Annotated in this window: 14 protein-coding genes; 3 read left to right on the forward strand and 11 right to left on the reverse strand. The window is 67.3% G+C overall.

Annotated features, from left to right (window positions below):
- Positions 1 to 103 precede the first annotated feature (103 nt).
- The gene (locus JZ792_RS24320) at positions 104 to 973 is read left to right on the forward strand and encodes a UbiA prenyltransferase family protein (protein ID WP_254190279.1); all 870 of its coding nucleotides are present in this window, start codon (positions 104 to 106) and stop codon (positions 971 to 973) included.
- On the opposite strand, the gene JZ792_RS24325 is transcribed toward JZ792_RS24320, so the two are convergent.
- Entirely contained in the window at positions 970 to 2,058 is a 1,089-nt protein-coding gene (locus JZ792_RS24325) for a methyltransferase (protein WP_216913727.1), read from the reverse strand. The genes JZ792_RS24320 and JZ792_RS24325 overlap by 4 nt on opposite strands.
- A gap of 230 nt (positions 2,059 to 2,288) precedes the next feature.
- Here JZ792_RS24325 and JZ792_RS24330 point away from each other — a divergent pair, with 230 nt between their 5' ends.
- Together JZ792_RS24330 and JZ792_RS24335 are read left to right on the forward strand one after the other, a co-directional pair.
- A complete protein-coding gene (locus tag JZ792_RS24330; RefSeq protein WP_157978344.1) occupies positions 2,289 to 2,456 on the forward strand; it encodes a hypothetical protein in 168 nt (55 codons plus the stop codon).
- Positions 2,457 to 3,450: 994 nt separating this feature from the next.
- Positions 3,451 to 4,308: a ParA family protein gene (locus JZ792_RS24335; RefSeq protein WP_438804371.1), complete on the forward strand. Its 858-nt coding sequence runs from the start codon at positions 3,451 to 3,453 to the stop codon at positions 4,306 to 4,308.
- A gap of 45 nt (positions 4,309 to 4,353) precedes the next feature.
- On the opposite strand, the gene JZ792_RS24340 is transcribed toward JZ792_RS24335, so the two are convergent.
- The 10 genes from JZ792_RS24340 to JZ792_RS24385 all read right to left on the reverse strand — a co-directional run bounded on the left by JZ792_RS24340 (position 4,354) and on the right by JZ792_RS24385 (position 16,832).
- Positions 4,354 to 5,136 (reverse strand): MerR family transcriptional regulator, encoded by a 783-nt coding sequence (locus JZ792_RS24340; RefSeq protein WP_232839546.1) that lies wholly within the window; start codon positions 5,134 to 5,136, stop codon positions 4,354 to 4,356.
- Between the two features lie 127 nt (positions 5,137 to 5,263).
- Positions 5,264 to 6,787, reverse strand: coding sequence for a flavin-containing monooxygenase (locus tag JZ792_RS24345; RefSeq protein ID WP_308165431.1), 1,524 nt, complete (start codon positions 6,785 to 6,787; stop codon positions 5,264 to 5,266).
- 26 nt (positions 6,788 to 6,813) lie between these two features.
- The gene (locus JZ792_RS24350; RefSeq protein ID WP_216913792.1) at positions 6,814 to 7,734 is read right to left on the reverse strand and encodes a ferritin-like domain-containing protein; all 921 of its coding nucleotides are present in this window, start codon (positions 7,732 to 7,734) and stop codon (positions 6,814 to 6,816) included.
- Positions 7,715 to 8,656 (reverse strand): SDR family NAD(P)-dependent oxidoreductase, encoded by a 942-nt coding sequence (locus JZ792_RS24355; RefSeq protein ID WP_438804372.1) that lies wholly within the window; start codon positions 8,654 to 8,656, stop codon positions 7,715 to 7,717. Before JZ792_RS24355 ends, JZ792_RS24350 begins: the two co-directional genes overlap by 20 nt.
- A 10-nt stretch (positions 8,657 to 8,666) precedes the next feature.
- Entirely contained in the window at positions 8,667 to 9,653 is a 987-nt protein-coding gene (locus JZ792_RS24360) for an alpha/beta hydrolase (protein WP_216913731.1), read from the reverse strand.
- Between the two features lie 55 nt (positions 9,654 to 9,708).
- Positions 9,709 to 10,656 carry a D-isomer specific 2-hydroxyacid dehydrogenase family protein gene (locus JZ792_RS24365; protein ID WP_216913733.1) on the reverse strand — a complete coding sequence of 316 codons (948 nt, stop codon included), beginning with the start codon at positions 10,654 to 10,656 and terminating at the stop codon, positions 9,709 to 9,711.
- Positions 10,657 to 10,834: 178 nt separating this feature from the next.
- On the reverse strand, positions 10,835 to 11,794 hold the full coding sequence (ligD, locus tag JZ792_RS24370; RefSeq protein WP_216913735.1) for a non-homologous end-joining DNA ligase: 960 nt from the start codon (positions 11,792 to 11,794) through the stop codon (positions 10,835 to 10,837).
- A 94-nt stretch (positions 11,795 to 11,888) separates the two neighbouring features.
- Positions 11,889 to 14,054 (reverse strand): RecQ family ATP-dependent DNA helicase, encoded by a 2,166-nt coding sequence (locus JZ792_RS24375; protein WP_216913737.1) that lies wholly within the window; start codon positions 14,052 to 14,054, stop codon positions 11,889 to 11,891.
- A 213-nt stretch (positions 14,055 to 14,267) separates the two neighbouring features.
- A complete protein-coding gene (locus JZ792_RS24380) occupies positions 14,268 to 15,491 on the reverse strand; it encodes an RtcB family protein (RefSeq protein ID WP_109523982.1) in 1,224 nt (407 codons plus the stop codon).
- 132 nt (positions 15,492 to 15,623) lie between these two features.
- A complete protein-coding gene (locus tag JZ792_RS24385) occupies positions 15,624 to 16,832 on the reverse strand; it encodes an amidohydrolase family protein (RefSeq protein WP_216913739.1) in 1,209 nt (402 codons plus the stop codon).

Consider the following 16,832-nt stretch of genomic DNA (forward strand, 5'->3'; position numbering starts at 1 on the left):
CCAGCTGGGACACATGGACCCTGTGACACCGTCCGCGACCGGAACAGCCCCGTCCCGTGGACCCTGGGAATCAGTGCTGCGCCTGGCCCGGTTCACGAAGGTGATGTACAAGCCGCACTACCTGCTGTACGGCATCCTGTGGGTGCTGGCGCTGGAAGGCACCGCGGCGCTGGTGTCGCGACCCGAGCGGTCCTGGCATCCCACCGGCGCGACGGTGCTGCGTATCGCGATCGTCGCCGTCGTCCTGCTCTACCTGCGCATGGTCGACGAGCAGAAGGATCTCGAATACGACCGCGTCCACAATCCGGACCGGCCGTTGGTCACCGGGGCCGTCAGCGCCGGTGAACTGCGGGCGGGGATGGCCGTGATCGCCGTCGTATCCGTCGCCGCCGGTGCGGCGCTGTCGGCGCTGTCCGCGCTCATGATCGCCGCGGTACTGGCCTACGGGCTGCTCCTGTGGGCACTGGAACGCCTTTCGGACCCGGTGCGCACGAATATCCTGCTGAACCTCGTCGTCACCTACCCGGTCCAACTACTCGTCACCGCCTACATCGTGCTGTCGGCCATCGACACCGGCGAGGTCGCGGCCCACTGGCGATCCGCCGCCGTCGCCGTGATCTTCGCGGGCGCGTTCCTGCAATTCGAATTCGCCCGCAAGACCGCCCGCACCGAGCGACCCGGCGAACTCCTCTACTCCAACCCTCTCGGCGCACGGGGCAGTACCGTCGCGTCCGTACTGTTCGCCGTCGTCGCGGTGGCCACCGACCTCGCGTTGGTGCGCCCCTGGGACCACGCCCCGGCCGAAGCCGCGCTCGCCTGGATCCCCGCCGCGCTCCTACTGATTCCCGCCGTCGCCGCGGCGAAATTCCTCCGCTCGGACGACCCGGACTACCCCGTCGTCCCCGCCGTCCTGTTCATCCTCACCCTCTACCTCACCCTGATCGCCCAGGCCCTCCTCCTGACGGGAAACTAGGTCAGGCGGGCCTCGAGGATGTTGTCGGGGGAGATCGTCGGGACGCAGCGCTCGAGTGTGAAACCCGCCTGGGCGAGCAGATCCCGGTATTCGGATTCGGTGCGTTCGCGGCCGCCGGTGTTGATGAGCATCTCGAGGTCGATGTATTTGCCGGGGTGCGGCCTGGTGTTCTCGGGCAGGACGAGTTCGACGAGCAGCAGCCGGGAATCCCGGGTCATGGCCGTGCGCAGTACCCGCAGGATCTGGCCGATCTGCTCCTCGTCCCAGTCGTGCACGATGTGTTTGAGCAGGTAGGCGTCTCCGCCCGGGGGCACCCGGTCGAAGAACGAGCCGCTCTCGACGACGCACCGATCGGCCACACCCAATTCCGCGAGCGTGGCGGGGGCCTTCGCGACCACCTCGGGCAGATCGAACAGGATGCCGCGCGATCGCGGTGCGCCACGCAGGATCTCACCGAGCAGCAGGCCCTCGCCGCCGCCGACGTCGACCACGGTGCCGAAGCGGCCGAAATCGTAGGAGGCGAGCAACGGTCCCATGGTCAGGGTGCTGATGCTGGTCATCGCACGATCGAAGATCTCGCCGGTCTCGCGGTCGTCGGCGACGTATTCGAAGAACGGTTTGCCATCGATCTTCGCGCCGACCGCTTCACCGGTGCGCACCGCTTCGGTGATGTGGGTCCAGTGCCTGCGATGCAACTCGGAACCGAAGAACAGCACCGCGTCCCGCAGCGAGACCTCGCTGTCGGCGCACAGTGGACGGGCCAGCGCGGTCAGCGCGTAGCGGCCGCGCGCATCCCTGGTGAAGATGCCGTGGCTGATCAGCAACCGCATCAGCCGGTGCAGCGCGTCCTCCTGCGCGCCCACCGCGCGCGCCAATTGCCTGCCGGTGCGCGGTCCCTCGGCCAGCGCGTCGGCGATCCCCAGATTCGCGGCCGCGTAGAGGGCCTGGGTGAGCCAGCCCGCCGCGATCACCTCCATGAGCGCGATCGGGCCCGGCACGAGTTTGCGATGCAGAACCGTCAACGTGTGGCGAACGAAATCGACGGCGCGCACGAGCGGCATGGGTGGTTGTCCGATTCGGATCATGGTGACTCCATCCGTCCTACGGAGACAGCGGTCACCAGGCAGCGTACGTCGCCCGGGCCTGTGGTCAGGGCTTTTACCCGAGACGGCGAGCCGCGCCCACCCCGATCCGGTCCCCGGCAGGCTCGCGACCACACGACGAAGTACATAACGGTTGGGCCGCTATCGGGATGGGGGAGCAGAAGATTGGGAAAGTAGAGATATCGCGCCATGCGAGCGGAATGAGGTGCCCCATGAACACGTTGGTGTGCGGCGATTGCTGGCGACAGGAGAATCTGACCTTCAAGCAGCGATTGGACCCGGCATTCATCCGGCCGGGATACCGATACCTGTGTGCCGAACACGTGGCATTGCAGGCAGAGTTGCTGGGCCATCCGGGAATAGGGAGGTCGGCGGCCTAGCTTGTCACCGGACTCGATCGTCGTCTGCCGGGTGGCGGGCGACGATCGAGTCCGGGTCGAGAGTGCTCCGCTGATCGACAGTTCGAAGCACGAACACGACGGCCCGTCCCGGTTTTGTCCTACGGGGGCCACGGGCGCTGTCGTCGCGTGTCCGGTTGTCGCTGTCTGCTCGGTCGGTCGGCCCGCGGGCGAGTGGATGTGGTGGCGAGCAGTTCTGCCCGGGGTGCGCGGCGGCTGACGTCGGCATCGCCGGTCTTGCGGGATTCACGTCGGATCCGCAGTCGTCGGCACTGTCGGAATTCAGGAGAATCAATACACGGTCCGCCACGTGACGATACCGAGCCGCCCGATCCGCTTACCGATGGATTGTTCACAGTTCAAGCGAGAATCGAGACTCGATCGGCTCGAACCAGGTGTTCCGGCTGATCGGAAACAATATCGGCGCGACAGTGATCATTTCGGTGTGCTCGAATCCTGAGCCGGAAACGAGCACTTGTTATCGGGCGAGCTGGATCGTCGTGTTCGTAGCCCTGTCGGGAGTCTGCCTCGGAGTGGCGGGCAACAAACACGTGCGCCGGTTCGGGATCGCGGCGGCGACATCGTTGACGCTGATATTCCAGCCGTACTTCGTGGTGGATGATTCTGCTGGTCGGGCCGCTGGAAGTGGAGCGAGCGACCACAGCGTGATCAGGTTGTGTTCGTGTGGGACACAACTGAATTGGCGGGGGCCGCGCTCGATGGCGTAGCCGTTGAGTAGTGGCGGGGACAGTTCGAGGAGTTCACTGTCGGGCGGGGGTCGACTGGACCTCGCCGTGGAGATGATCCGCGGGAAGCGGCATAGTGGTTGGCGGTCACCACGGATTCGTCGTTGGTCGGCAATCTTTCCGGCCGACACTCGATTGTTCTGGCGACTTTTCAGCAATCTCCCCCGTAGTTTGGTGTTTTGCCTTGCAGTCGCAGCGGCGGTGGAACAGACGAACAGGAGAGTCGGCAGATCGTGACAGTAGTCAGTGCGGACAAACCTTTGGAGATGGCCGAGTTGCCAACCGGTGCAGCGCAGATCATTGCTCTGTGTAATCAGAAAGGCGGCGTGGGTAAGACCACCTCTACCGTCAATCTCGGTGCCGCGCTGGCGGAACAGGGCTGGCGGGTATTGCTGGTCGATCTGGATCCGCAAGGCGCGCTGTCCGCCAGTCTCGGTGTGGTTCACCATGCTTTGACTTCGACCGTGTACGACCTGCTCGTCGGGCCGACGACACTGGTGGACGAGGTGTTGATGAAGACTTGCGTCGACAATGTGGATCTACTACCGAGCAATATCGATCTATCCGCCGCGGAGATTCAGCTGGTCAACGAGGTTGCGCGGGAGCAGACGCTGGGGCGGGTGCTCGGGCCGCTTCGGGAACGCTACGACTACATCCTCATCGATTGCCAGCCCGCATTGAGTTTGCTCACCGTGAACGCGCTTGCCTGCGCGGACGGTGTGATCATCCCGACGGAGTGCGAGTTCTTCGCGCTTCGCGGACTCGCGTTGCTCACGGACACCATGGGCAAGGTTCGCGACCGGCTGAACCCGCAACTGAGCCTGCTCGGCATCGTGATCACGATGTACGATCCGCGCCTGCTGCACACACGTCAGGTGCTGGCGCGTATCGCCGAGGTCTTCGGTGACCGGGTCTACGACACGATGATCTCGCGGACCGTTCGCTTCCCCGACGCCAGCATCGCAGGCGAGCCCATCACCGCGTGGGCCCCCACATCCCGAGGCGCCGAACAGTACCGGGCGTTGGCACAAGAGGTCATCCGACAATCGGCCGAGGGAGCCGGTGCGGGCCTCGGGGCCGCGACGTAGCTGTAGTTCCGTTCCAAGACGAAATGGAGTCGTTGTGCCGTCGGATTATTCGCCCGGGCGGACCGAATCGTTCGCCCTGGCGCGTTCGCGTTCGGCCGCGGTGGCGAGGTAGTCGCCGAGTTCGCGGCGCAACGTGACGTCGAGTGATCGGGCCAGGGTGCTGTGGACCGAGGCGACGGCGAGTTCGCGCATCTTCTCCAGCATCGTCGTGGTGTCGGCGATCTCGGTGCTGGTCTCGGGGAGCCAGCCGGGACCGTGCTCGTCGACGATGTGTTCCTTGGCGGCCGTGATCAGGATGCCGGTGATGTCGTCGATACGGTCGGCTACCTTGGCGTAGATCTCGATGAGGGTGCGCAGTTCCAGGCCGTATTCGTGCAGTTCGGCGAACGAGGCCAGCAGTTGGGTGTCGGTGAAGGTGACCGTGTCGCCGTCGATCCGAACCAGTTTCATCTCGCACAGACGCTGGACCAGTTCGTCGGAATCGGTGCCGAGGATGGTGCCGATCAGTTCGCGGGAGACCTCGAAGGTCTCCTCCGGCGCCCACGGCGCGGTGACGGCGTGCTGGAGGCCGAGGATTTCGCTGAGATCCTTGCCGGTCTCCCAGCTGGTGATGAAGTCGCCGATATGCGCGGTGGTGAAGCCGCGCTGCAACAGGGCATCGATCAGGCGCAGCCGTTCGAGATGGACATCGCCGTAGATGCTCGCGCGACCGTCCTTGCCCACCGGGGGCGGCAACAACCCGCGCTCCTGGTAGGCGCGCACGTTGCGCGTGGTGGTACCCGCGGCACGAGCCAGATCGTCGATCCGGTACTCCACCGGCGCATTCACCTCCTCGCACCTGTCCGGCTCCGGTCCCGCGGCCGGGTGACTCGATCCTCGAAGGACCGAGTCTATCGTCCCGGCCGCGGGCCTCCGGCATACGGCGAATCGTGGTCGTTCACGAAACGACGGCGACTCAGGAAACCGCGGCGATCGGTCGCCGTGGACTCGTCTCGGACGGCACCACGTGGTAGTCGTCCAGGTTCAGCGCGCGCAACTGGCCGACGTACTGGGTCGCGAAACCCGGGTACATGGTCGCGTTGAAACCGTCCTCGGTGAGATACCAACTGCGACAGCCCGAATTCCAGGTGGTGCCGGTGAGCCTGCGCTGGATCGCGGCGTTGTAGCGGTCCTGACGCTCGCGGCGCACGTCGAGCAGGCGGAGATTCCGATCGAGGACGGTGCCGATCGCGCCGACCAGATAGTCGATCTGGGCTTCCATGTACACCAGCGCCGAATTGTGGCCCGGGCCCGAATTCGGGCCGAAGGTGAAATACAGATTCGGGTAGCCCGAGACCGCGACGCTCTTGTACGCGTAGGCGCCACCGGACCATTCATCGGCCAGTACCCGCCCGTCGCGCCCGACCACCGGAATCGGCGTCCCGGTCTTGGACACGTCGAATCCGGTGGCGAAGACCAGGCAGTCGGCCCGGTGTTCGATGCCCTCGGCGGTGCGGATGCCCTGTTCGCTGATGCGGGCGATGGGCCAGGTGATCAGTGTGCAGTTGTCGCGTTGCAGCGCGGGGTAGTAGTCGTCGGTCATCAGCAGACGTTTACAGCCCGCCCGGAAATCCGGGGTGAGCTGACGCCGCAGCCACGGGTCCTTCACCTGCCTGCGCAATTGCGCCTTGCCGACCATTTCGACGACCCGGGTCAGCGGCGTGTTCCACACCACGCCCAGCGCCACCGATTCGTGCCCGTAGAACCACAGCTGCCTGGACAGGGTCTCGGCCCCCGGCACATGCCGGTACAGCTGTTTGGCGAGCGGAGTGGTCCGCCGGTTGACCCGAGGCAGCACCCACCCCGGCGTCCGCTGGAACACCGTGACCGACGCGGCCTTCTTCACCAGTTCCGGGATGATCTGCACCGCACTGGCGCCGGTGCCGACGACCGCGACGCGTTTGCCGGTGAAGTCGTAGTCGTGATCCCAGCGGGCGCTGTGGATCATGTGCCCGGTGAACGTCTCGATCCCACGGATCGGCGGCAGACTCGCGTTGGCGAGCGGCCCCGACGCGAGGACCACGGTCCGCGCCCGCACCGGGTCGACGCCACCTTCGACGCTCACCTCCCACAGCCCGGCCGATTCGTCGAACACGATCCCGGTGACATTGTGCGCGAACCGGAAATGACGGTGCAGCCCGAATTCCGCGGCCATCGACTCGATATAGCCGAGGATCTCCTCGCTGCCCGAATAGGTGTGCGACCAGTCGGGATTCGGCGCGAAACTGTAGGAGTACAGCCGCGAGGGGATATCGCAGGCCGCTCCGGGATAGGTGTTGTCGCGCCAGGTGCCGCCGATCGCGGTGCCGCGTTCGAAGATCGCGAAATTCTCGATGCCGCGCTGTTTCAACCGGATCGCGGTGCCGATCCCCGCGAATCCGCCGCCGATGACGGCGACATCGAGTGTTTCCGCTTCGGGAACTACCGCCGCGCTCGCCACGGTGCTCTCCTTCCGTGTGCGGCGCGTCATGCCGCGGGCTCGTAGGTGAGTTCCTTGGACCACGTCGGGTCCTTGCGCAGCAGCGCTTTCGGCACCCGCGCGGTGATCTTGACCAGCGCGTCGGCCAGCAGGTGGTACGGGTGGTCGCGATCGATGACCCAGCTGCCGTGCATCTTCACGATCTGATACATGGGCAGCCTGCGGGCGAATTCGCTGCGCTCGCCGAAATTGCCGTAACGCTTGAGCGCGGTGTAGAGCTTCTCCTCGTCGACGCCCATCGCCACGATGTTGTCGCGCATCTTGTTCAGCAGCGGTACGTAGCTGAGCACACCGATCAGGAACGTCGGCTTGACCCAGCCGCCGACGAGGTCGACAAGCAGTTTGCGCATCTGCGCGTGCCCGAGCACATCCATCACCGCGAAATCGACAGCCAGATGCCGGGATTCGTCGGCGTTGATGCGTTTGAACACCTCCTGGCAGACCGGATCCTCGATCTCGTCCATGATGAATTTGACCAGCGCGCCGTCCAGGGTCACCTCGAGCATCGGAATCACCGTGCCCAGGAACGACAGCGACATGTCGTCGGAGTACCTGTCGAGGAAGTCGATGACCAGTTTGACGTTCACGTTCGGCTGCGGGATCTCGTCACCGTCGAGCATGCCCCACCGGCGCATCAGCGCCAGTTCGGCATTGGCGTGTTTCTGCTCCTCGGCGTGGAAATAGCGGTAGATCTCGCGGAGGGTCTCGGTCGGGGCCTTCCTGGCCATGGCGGCGAATCCGCGTGCGCCGACATTCTCGATCCACATGAGATCGGCCATGAACGGCTTGAGTTTGGCGTGCAGCTCCGGCGAGATGGTCTCGACGCCGGGGGCGTCCCACTCGATATCGGCCAGTGCCCACTGCCGGTCCTTGATCTTGCGCAGCATGTCATCGAAGTCCATCGCGATGGCCATGTCGGGCTCCTGTCTGCTCGGTGACCGTCGCGCGGTCGTGTTCGGTGGAATCGTCGTGCGGCAGTAACCGTTCGAGGAGTCCGAGGGCGTAGGTGTACTGGGCGGGGAAGTAGCGCTTGAGTCGCCACACCACGTGTGCGTCCAGTTGGGGCAGGACGTAGAGCCTGCCGTGGTCGTTGGCGTCGAGGGTGGTTCTCGCGACGTATTCCGGGGTGAAACCGGTCCAGCGCATCAGCGCGTCCGCCAGTCGCTGGGATCCGTCGGTGATCCGGCCGTCGCGGGTGACGTTGGTCTTGACGAAGGTCGGGCACAGCACCGTCACCGCGACGCCGGTTCCGGAGAGTTCGGCGGCCATGGTCTCCGACAGCGACATCACCGCCGCCTTGGAGGTGTTGTAGACGGCCATCGACGGTGCGGCGGCGAACCCCGCGGCCGAGGCGACATTGATGATTCCGCCCTTTCCCGCGGCCCGCAGCACCGGTGCGAAGACCTCGCAACCGTGCACCACACCCCACAGGTTGATGCCGAGCGCCCACTCCCAGTCCGCGAAGCCGATCTCGCCCACCGGTTTTCCGCCGATGCCGACACCCGCGTTGTTGACGACGAGGGTGACCGGACCGTCGAAGACGGCTTCGGCGAAATTCGCGAGTCCCCGCACGTCCTCGCGGCGTGCCACATCGCAGCGCAGGGCGTGGGCGCGGCCGGGATGCTCGCGTTCGATGAGCGCGACGGTGGCGTCGGCGCGCGCCTCATCGATATCCGCGCAGATCACCTGGCCGCCGCGGGCCGCGATCTCCCGGGCGAAGGCGCGTCCGATCCCACTGCCCGCACCGGTCACCACGGCGCGGGCCCGATGGCTGCGCCGTGCCGAGCCGATACCGAACGGCAGCAGTCCTGGCGGCAGGAATTTCTCCACTCCGAACACGTCAGCTCACCTTTTCCGAGACGGTCGGCGCGACGAGGGCGGCGCGCAGGAAGTCGGCGGCGCGGGCCAGGGCCTGGTCCGCCTCCGGGGTCAGCAGGGGCAGCGCCTGGAAGACGTGCACCTGACCGGGCCAGATCTCGAGTTCGCACACCCCGCCCGCGGCGCGGACCATTGCGTGCAGCGCCCGGGCGTCGGCGCTGAGCATTTCCGCGCCACCCGCCTGGACCAGGATCGGCGGCAGTTCGATCCCGTCGGGGATGGTCAGCCGCAGCCGGGGCGCGTCGTCGGCCAGGCCCCCGGTGTACCGACGGGGCAGCCGCGCCGCCGCGGTCGCGGAGATGACCGGATCTCGTTGCCGCCGTTCCTGTTCCGCCGCGAGTCCGAGGGTGAGATCGAGCAGCGGCGAGAACATCGTGACGGCGGCGGGCTGTGGGCCGCGACGGCGTCCGTTCTCGATGAGCAGGTCGAGCGCGAGATGTCCGCCCGCCGAATCGCAGGCGATGACAATATCTTTCGCGTCGGTGCCGCGGTCGAGCAGCCATCGGTAGCCCGCTTCGACGTCATCGGCGGCGGCGGGGAAGGGATGTTCCGGCGCGAGTCGGTAGTCGGTGAGGAATACCGGAAGGCCCATCCGTTTCGACAGCCGCGCGGCGAGTCCGCGGTGGGTGCGGGCCGAGCACAGCACGTAACCGCTGCCGTGGATGTAGTAGACGACTTTCGTGCCGAACGGTACGCCCGGCGCACGCACCCATTCGCCGCGCACCGCTCCGGTTCTGACCCGGGTGACCGTGGTTCCCGGCAGGGTCGGGCCCGCGGCGGCCATGATCGTGGCGATCAGGGTGCGGGCGAACCAGATGCCGGGGGTGTTGAGCGGAATCGCGCAGTTCAGCGGCCGCAGCCCGTACTCGGCCGCCCTGGCCGCGACGACGGCGCGCAGCGAGGGCGCCGCGGGGATGGCGGGGACCGAGGTCCTCGTTGACCTTGTCATGCTTCAAGAATCAGCGATGAATGTGCCAGTTGTCAATGGCACATTGAAAAGAGGTTTAGTAGCCGCGCCTCGGATCGATCGGAGCCAGCAATTCCCGACCCGCGACGAAACGGCTCACATTCGCGGCGACGTGGTCGGCGAAAGCGGCGAGACGCAACTGCGGCGGATTCGAATCATGGGGCGTGATGATCACATTCGGCAATGCCCAGAGCGGATGACCGTCGGGAAGCGGTTCGGGGTCGGTGACGTCCAGACCCGCGCCGCCGATGATGCCCGAGGACAGCGCGGCCACCAGCGCGTCGGTGTCGATCAGCGGACCGCGCGCGATATTGATCACCCAGGACGACGGCTTGAGCCGTGACAGCGCGTCGGCGTCGATCAGATGCCTGGTCTCGGGTGTGGCCGGTGCGGCGACCACGACGTGATCGGTGCGGGACCAGACCTTGCCGAGCTGATCCGTGGAGACCGTCTCGACGGAGTCGGGGATATCGGGACCGGTGATCGGATGGCCGGAACGGGTCACCGCGATCACGTGCGCGCCCAACGGTGTCAGCATGGGGATGAGCGCGCGGCCGATACCGCCCGCCCCGACGATGGTGACGGTCTTGCCGCGCAGCGATCCGACATGCGGGAAGAAATCCTGTTGCCGCCAGCTGTCCGCCCGCAGATGCTCGGGCAGATACCGCACTCCGGCGAGCAGCAGCATCAACGCGTGCTCCGCCACACTCGCCGCGAAAGCGCCTGCGGCGGAGGTGAATCGAACCTTCGGGTAGCGGTCGAAGACGCCGGCGGTGAACCAGTCCTCGACCCCGGCCGCCGGAAGTTGCACCCATTCGACCGATTCGGGCAGCGGCGGGAAATCGGCCGGTTTGCCCACCCAGATCAGCCCCCTGGCCTCGTCGAGATCGGAGACGACGGCACCCCCCTCGACCACGGCCTTCTCCACCAGGGTCGGCGCGGGTCGGTCGGGGCCGATCGCCACCGGGACAACTGGCTCGCTCATACTGCGGACCTCCTCGCGGAACACCGATCGCGGCCGGTCAGCGCACCCCCGGGCCGGCCTGGACGGGCCGATGCCCGCCATCGAAAATCTAGCACCAACCCGGCGTGCGAACGCGGTCGCGTCGCTGGTCCGCGGGGTTCGTCGCCGCCGTGCGAGGGGCACTCGAACCGGTGATCGATCACCCCTGATCGTCGGGCGGATCCTCGAGCCGATCACGATCGGCCCAGGCCAGCAGTGCGTCGATCGCGAATACCGCGTCGTCCATGCCCGCGTGCGGATCACCCAGTTCCGCGTAGCGCGCCGGAACGGTTTTCATCGTGAAATCACGCGGATCGATATTCGGGATCTCGTCCCAGTTCACCGGGGTCGAGACCGTCGCCTCGGGGACGCCGCGCACCGAATAGGCGGCGGCGATGGTGTGATCACGCGCGTTCTGGTTGTAGTCGACGAACAGCAGTTTCGGATCGCGATCCTTGCGCCACCAGGTCGTGGTGACGTCATCGGGTGCGCGCCGCTCCACCTCGTGCGCGAAAGCCAGAGCGGCCCTTCGCACTTCGGCGAAACCCCACTCCGGCGCGATCCGGACGTAGATGTGCAGACCTCTACCGCCGGAGGTCTTCGGCCAGCCGACCGCGCCGAGATCGTCGAGCACCTCGTGGACGACCCCGGCCACCCGTTGCACCCGCGACCACGGACAGTCCGGCATCGGGTCGAGGTCGATACGCCACTCGTCGGGCCGCTCGGTGTCGGCACGCCGTGAATTCCAGGGATGGAACTCCACCGTCGACATCTGCACGGCCCAGATCACCTCGGCCAGTCCGCCGACGCACAGTTCGTCGGCGTGCCTGCCGTAGCGCGGAAAGTACACGCGCACGGTCGGAACCCACTCCGGCGCACCGGCGGGCAGCCGCTTCTGATGCACCTTGGCGCCGGCCAGGCCCTTGGGGAACCGGTGCAGCATGCACGGGCGCTCCCGCAGCGCGTTGACGATCCCGTCACCCACGCTCAGGTAGTACTGCACCAGGTCGAGTTTGGTCGCCCCGCTCTCGGGGAAATACACCCGATCCGGATTCGAGATCCGCACCGTCCGATCGCCGATATCCAGCTCGATCGCGGGCGTCGCCGACTTGCCTGCCACCCGACCGACGATAGTCGTTCCGGCCCCGCCGAACCGGATATCGCCGCGGGCTGTGTCACTGGGGGCTGTGTCACTGGGGGCTGTGCCGCTGGGGCTATGTCACGGTGGCGAGGGCGAAGGGGAGGACGCCGTCGGCGCCCGCGGCACGCAGGGCGTGCGCGGCGAGGGTCAGGGTCCAGCCGGTGTCGGTGAGGGCGTCGACCAGCAGGATCGGTCCCTCGATCGAGGACAGGTCGGGGACCTCCCACGAGTCGTGCAGCGCGGCGACGCGGTGGGCGGAATTGGCGGCCGACACCGGCGGGCGGCCGGGACGGGTCGGGAGGGTGCCGAGGTCACGCAGGCGGCCGACCTCGGCCAGGCGCGCGGCCAGCGTCGCGGTGAGCACCGGATGGGTGGAGGACTCCAGGGCCATGACCGCGATGGGTCGGGCGGCCCACTTCCATTCGCGCAGCACCGTGACGCAGGCGTCGAAGACGGAATCGGGTATCGGGTCGTCCGGTGCGTCGAGCAGGGCGCGCAGCCGCTGGCCCCAGCCGAGATCGGTGAGTCTGCCCAGTGCGCGGCCGGTGTCGGCGCCACCGGTGATCTTGCCCGACAGCGGGATACCGAGTTTGCCGAGACCGGTCGGCCACTGCTTGCGCGGCGCGAGGTCGAGGCCGGGACGATCCAGCCGGGCCCGGGTCGAGGCGAGCGAGGCGGCGTCGACCGTGGCGTCGGGGTGGGTGCCGGTGCAGTTGTCGCAACGGCCACAGCCGGGCGTCTCGGCGTCGAGGGCGGGCAGCCCGGGATCGTCGAGTTGGCGGCGCAGGAAATTCATCCGGCAGCCGGTGGTGGCCTGATAATCGATCATCGCCTGCTGCTCGACCTCGCGGGCGGCGGCCAGGCGTTCGTAGCGGTCGGCGTCGTAGGTCCACTGCTGCCCGGTCGAGATCCAGCCGCCGCGCACCCGGCGCACCGCGCCGTCCACGTCGAGCACCTTGAGCACCATCTCCAGGCGGGAGCGGTTCAATTCGACCAGCGGTTCCAGCGCGGCGGTCGACAGCGGGCGATCGAATTCGAGGGCGTCGAGCACCGAGCGCACGATGTGCTCGCGCGGGAAGGCGACCGAGGCGAAATAACTCCAGATCCGCGCGTCCTCGGGGCCGGGCAGCAGCACCACCTCGGCCCGGTCGGTACCGCGTCCGGCGCGCCCCACCTGCTGGTAGTAGGCGATCGGCGAGGACGGCGCACCGACGTGCACCACGAATCCCAGGTCGGGTTTGTCGAAGCCCATGCCGAGCGCCGAGGTCGCGATGAGCGCTTTGACCTCGTTGTTCAGCAGGGCCGATTCCAGCGCCTCCCGTTCGGCCGGATCGGTCTGCCCCGTGTAGGCGGCGACGGTGTGACCGTGCTCGTTCAGCACGTCGGCCAGATCGTGCGCTGCGGCGACGGTGAGGGTGTAGACGATTCCGGAACCGTCGAGAGTGTGCAGGTGACCAGCGAGCCAGGCGGTGCGCTCCACCGCGTCGCCGAAACGGACCACCGACAGGTGCAGTGATTCCCGGTCGAGCGTGCCGCGCAGGACCAGCGTCCGGTCGCTCGGCCCGGTGGACCCGGCGTAGGCCGGATCGAATTCGGCGCCGATCTGGGTGGCGACATCGGTGACGACCCGGTCGTTGGCGGTCGCGGTGGTTGCCAGCACCGGCACATCCGAGCCGAGGTCGGCGATGAGGGTGCGGATCCTGCGGTAGTCGGGACGGAAATCGTGGCCCCAGTCCGACACACAGTGCGCCTCGTCGATGACGACCAGTCCGGCGTCGGCGGCCAGCCTCGGCAGCACCTGATCCCGGAAATCGGGGTTGTTGAGCCGTTCCGGGCTGACCAGCAGTACGTCGATCTCGCCGCTCGCGACCCGCGCGTGAATATCGTCCCATTCGGTGACATTGCCCGAATTGATCGTCGCCGCGACGACCCCGGCCCGTTCGGCCGCCGCCACCTGGTTGCGCATCAATGCCAGCAGCGGGGAGACGATCACCGTCGGTCCGCGACCCGCACCGCGCAGCAACTTGGCCGCGATGAAGTACACAGCCGATTTACCCCACCCGGTCCGCTGCACGACCAGTGCCCGCCGCCGCTGCACCACCAGCGCCTCGATCGCGGTCCACTGGTCCTCACGCAGCCGAGCGTCCGGCCCGGCCAGTTCGCGCAGCAGTTCTTCCGCCCGTTCCCGCAGGTCGGGCGCGGCGGTGTCGATCACGGTGGTCTCGCTCGCCGAAGTCATGGCCTCCATCGTGCCCCACCCCACCGACACGGGTACCGGGCGGCGTGGTTCGCCTCGAACGGCCGGTGTCCGCACCCGACCGGTTCCGACGACCATGCGGCGGCCGTGTGACCGATGGCCGTACGAGAGGAAGGACCCGGCTTCCACGACGACGATCAGGCGGATGGACCCCCGCCGCGCGACCAGGCGTCGCGCGGCGGGGGCCGATGGCGGTCAGCCCTTGACGCAGACCACCTGGCGCAGGGTGGCGACGACGTCGACCAGATCGCGCTGTGCCTCGATCACGGCGTCGATATCCTTGTACGCGGCCGGGATCTCATCGACCACGCCCGCGTCCTTGCGCGACTCGACCCCCTCGGTCTGGGCGATCAGGTCCGCGACGGTGTACTGGCGCTTGGCGGCGTTGCGGCTCATCCGGCGGCCCGCACCGTGCGACGCGGACCGGTAGGAAGCCGGATTCCCCTTACCGCGCACGACGTAGGAGCGGGTTCCCATGGAGCCCGGGATCAACGCGAGATCGCCCGCGCCCGCCCTGACCGCACCCTTGCGCGTCACCAGCATCGGCACGCCGTCGATCTCCTCCTCTGCCACATAGTTGTGGTGGCAGGAGATGGGATCGTCGAAACGCACTGTCCGCCCGCTGAATTCGTCGCTGACCGCGCCGCAGACCAGGGCGAGCATCACCGCGCGGTTGCGCGCCGCGTACTCCTGCGCCCAGGTCAGATCGCGGCGGTAGGCGTCCATTTCCGGGGTTCCGGACACGAAGACCGCCAGGTCGCGATCGGGCAGGTCGGTGTTGTGCGGGAGTGCGCGTGCCACCGCCATATGCCGCTCGGCGAGTTCCTTGCCGATATTGCGGCTCCCGGAGTGCAACAGGATCCACACCGCGTCGGTCTCGTCCAGGCACACCTCGATGAAATGGTTGCCGCCACCGAGTGAGCCCAGCTGCTTGCGCGCCCTGCTCTCCAGCGCGCTCACCCCCGGATCGAGCGTGTCGAACGCGTCCCAGAAACGCCGCCAGGCGTTGTTGCCGCGGGCGAGCTCGCCGTGCGACGCGGCGAATCGAGCGCCCGCCTTGGTGACGTCGACCGGATCGCGGTGCGACTGGAAACCGACCGGCACCGCGGCCTCGATGCGGCTGCGCAGCGAACCAAGATCGTCGGGCAGATCGGCGGCGGTGAGATCGGTTTTCACGCTCTCCATCCCGCACCCGATATCGACGCCGACCGCCGCCGGGCAGACCGCGTCCCGCATGGCGATGACAGACCCGACGGTGGCTCCCTTGCCGAGGTGCACGTCCGGCATCACGCGCACGCCGTGGACCCAGCGCAGTTGCGCGATATTTCGCAGTTGCCGCAGCGCGGCCTGATCGATCTCGTGCTCCTGGGCCCACATCAGCGTCTGCGCCCGTGCACCGGGCAGCTCGACGGGAAACATCGTCTCGGTCCTCTCGTTCAACAACGATTTCCACGGTAGAGAGCCGACGCCGGAAAAGCATCCGAATTTCCGGTGCGACCGGATGCCGACCGTGGTGAACGGTATTGCGGGAAAAGGATCTTCGAGACGAATTCAGGGCCGATTCGCGGTGCCGCCCGCGGACGGATATATCCGTCGCGCGTTCTCCGAGGCGACGGCCGAGACGAGAGTCTCGGCATCGGCGACGGTGATCGCGTCGTCGGCGATCCATTCGTCGACCAGCCGACCGATTCCGCGCCGCCACAACATCGCGCCGAGATAGTGCAGTTCGGGCAGACCGAAACCGTCCGAGGAATAGCACAGGGACCGGAACGGCACGAGTTCGAGAGTTTCGGCCAGCACCGATCCCGCGCGTGCGCCGATATACGGAATCGTCAGCCCCAGATCGATGCGGACATGGTCGAAGACATGCGCGAGATAACTCGCCTGACGATGGAACGGCCAGCAGTGCAGCAGCACGACGGTCGGTCCGCCCTCGGAGGTGGCGCGCAGGAAATCGGTGAGCAGCAGCGGATCGGCGTGGTCGAGTCGCAGATCGCGATCACCGAAACCGGTGTGGAATTGCAGCGGCAGCCCCAATTCCGCGCCGAGCCGTACCCCGAGGCCGATCAGCCATCCGATCAGATGAGGATCGGCGATGCGGTGTTCGGGGGTGAGGGCGGCCGGTGGCGAATCGACCAGCGGGAAATCGAGTCCGCAGCGATAGGCGGCGACGGTCTTGAAGGCGACCGCGTGCGCGGCGCGCTCACGCAACGCGTTCTCGACCTCGGCGAACAGCGTGGGCGAATGTCGCCGCTGCGCGATGACGTATTCCGCGACCTGCTCGAGCCGCACCACTTCGTCGACGGCGCCACCGGACAGTTCACGGAATCGTGCCAGCTGGGCGTCGCGGCGCGCGACGAACGGCGACCCGGGATCGATGGCGGGGCTGTCGACCCCGATACGGTGCCGCGCGCCCGGATGCACCGGCACCGTGAACGACGACGCTCCCGGGTCGCCGTCGGGTTCGGGGCAGCATCCGGTGTCCACGAGCCATCGGGTGACCCCCGCGCCACGCAGCAGCCGTGTCGTCACCTCGCGCCAGCCGAGTTCGGCGCGGCGGTTCAAATATTCGTCGGGCTCGGCGTGGGCGGGCAGATCGAGCACCGGCGCGCAGAATCGGCGCACCGCGAGGCCCAACGCCGAATCGAAGGTGCCGCGCGGGCCCTCGCCGAGCAGACGCTCGAAACGCGGACGGTCCAGGTCGGCGTCGACGACACCGTGGCAGTGGTGGTCGGTGAGCGCGATCGTGTCGGTGATCAT

Source organism: Nocardia noduli, from assembly GCF_019038455.1.
Taxonomy (GTDB): domain Bacteria; phylum Actinomycetota; class Actinomycetes; order Mycobacteriales; family Mycobacteriaceae; genus Nocardia; species Nocardia noduli.

What these genes read in the sequence shown, in the direction of transcription:
- JZ792_RS24320 (WP_254190279.1), top strand. Translation starts at nt 104, where the DNA reads ATGTACAAGCCGCACTACCTGCTGTACGGCATCCTGTGGGTGCTGGCG.
- JZ792_RS24325 (WP_216913727.1), bottom strand. Translation starts at nt 2,058, where the DNA reads ATGATCCGAATCGGACAACCACCCATGCCGCTCGTGCGCGCCGTCGAT.
- JZ792_RS24330 (WP_157978344.1), top strand. Translation starts at nt 2,289, where the DNA reads ATGAACACGTTGGTGTGCGGCGATTGCTGGCGACAGGAGAATCTGACC.
- JZ792_RS24360 (WP_216913731.1), bottom strand. Translation starts at nt 9,653, where the DNA reads ATGACAAGGTCAACGAGGACCTCGGTCCCCGCCATCCCCGCGGCGCCC.
- JZ792_RS24365 (WP_216913733.1), bottom strand. Translation starts at nt 10,656, where the DNA reads ATGAGCGAGCCAGTTGTCCCGGTGGCGATCGGCCCCGACCGACCCGCG.
- JZ792_RS24375 (WP_216913737.1), bottom strand. Translation starts at nt 14,054, where the DNA reads ATGACTTCGGCGAGCGAGACCACCGTGATCGACACCGCCGCGCCCGAC.
- JZ792_RS24380 (WP_109523982.1), bottom strand. Translation starts at nt 15,491, where the DNA reads ATGTTTCCCGTCGAGCTGCCCGGTGCACGGGCGCAGACGCTGATGTGG.
- JZ792_RS24385 (WP_216913739.1), bottom strand. Translation starts at nt 16,832, where the DNA reads ATGATCACCGACACGATCGCGCTCACCGACCACCACTGCCACGGTGTC.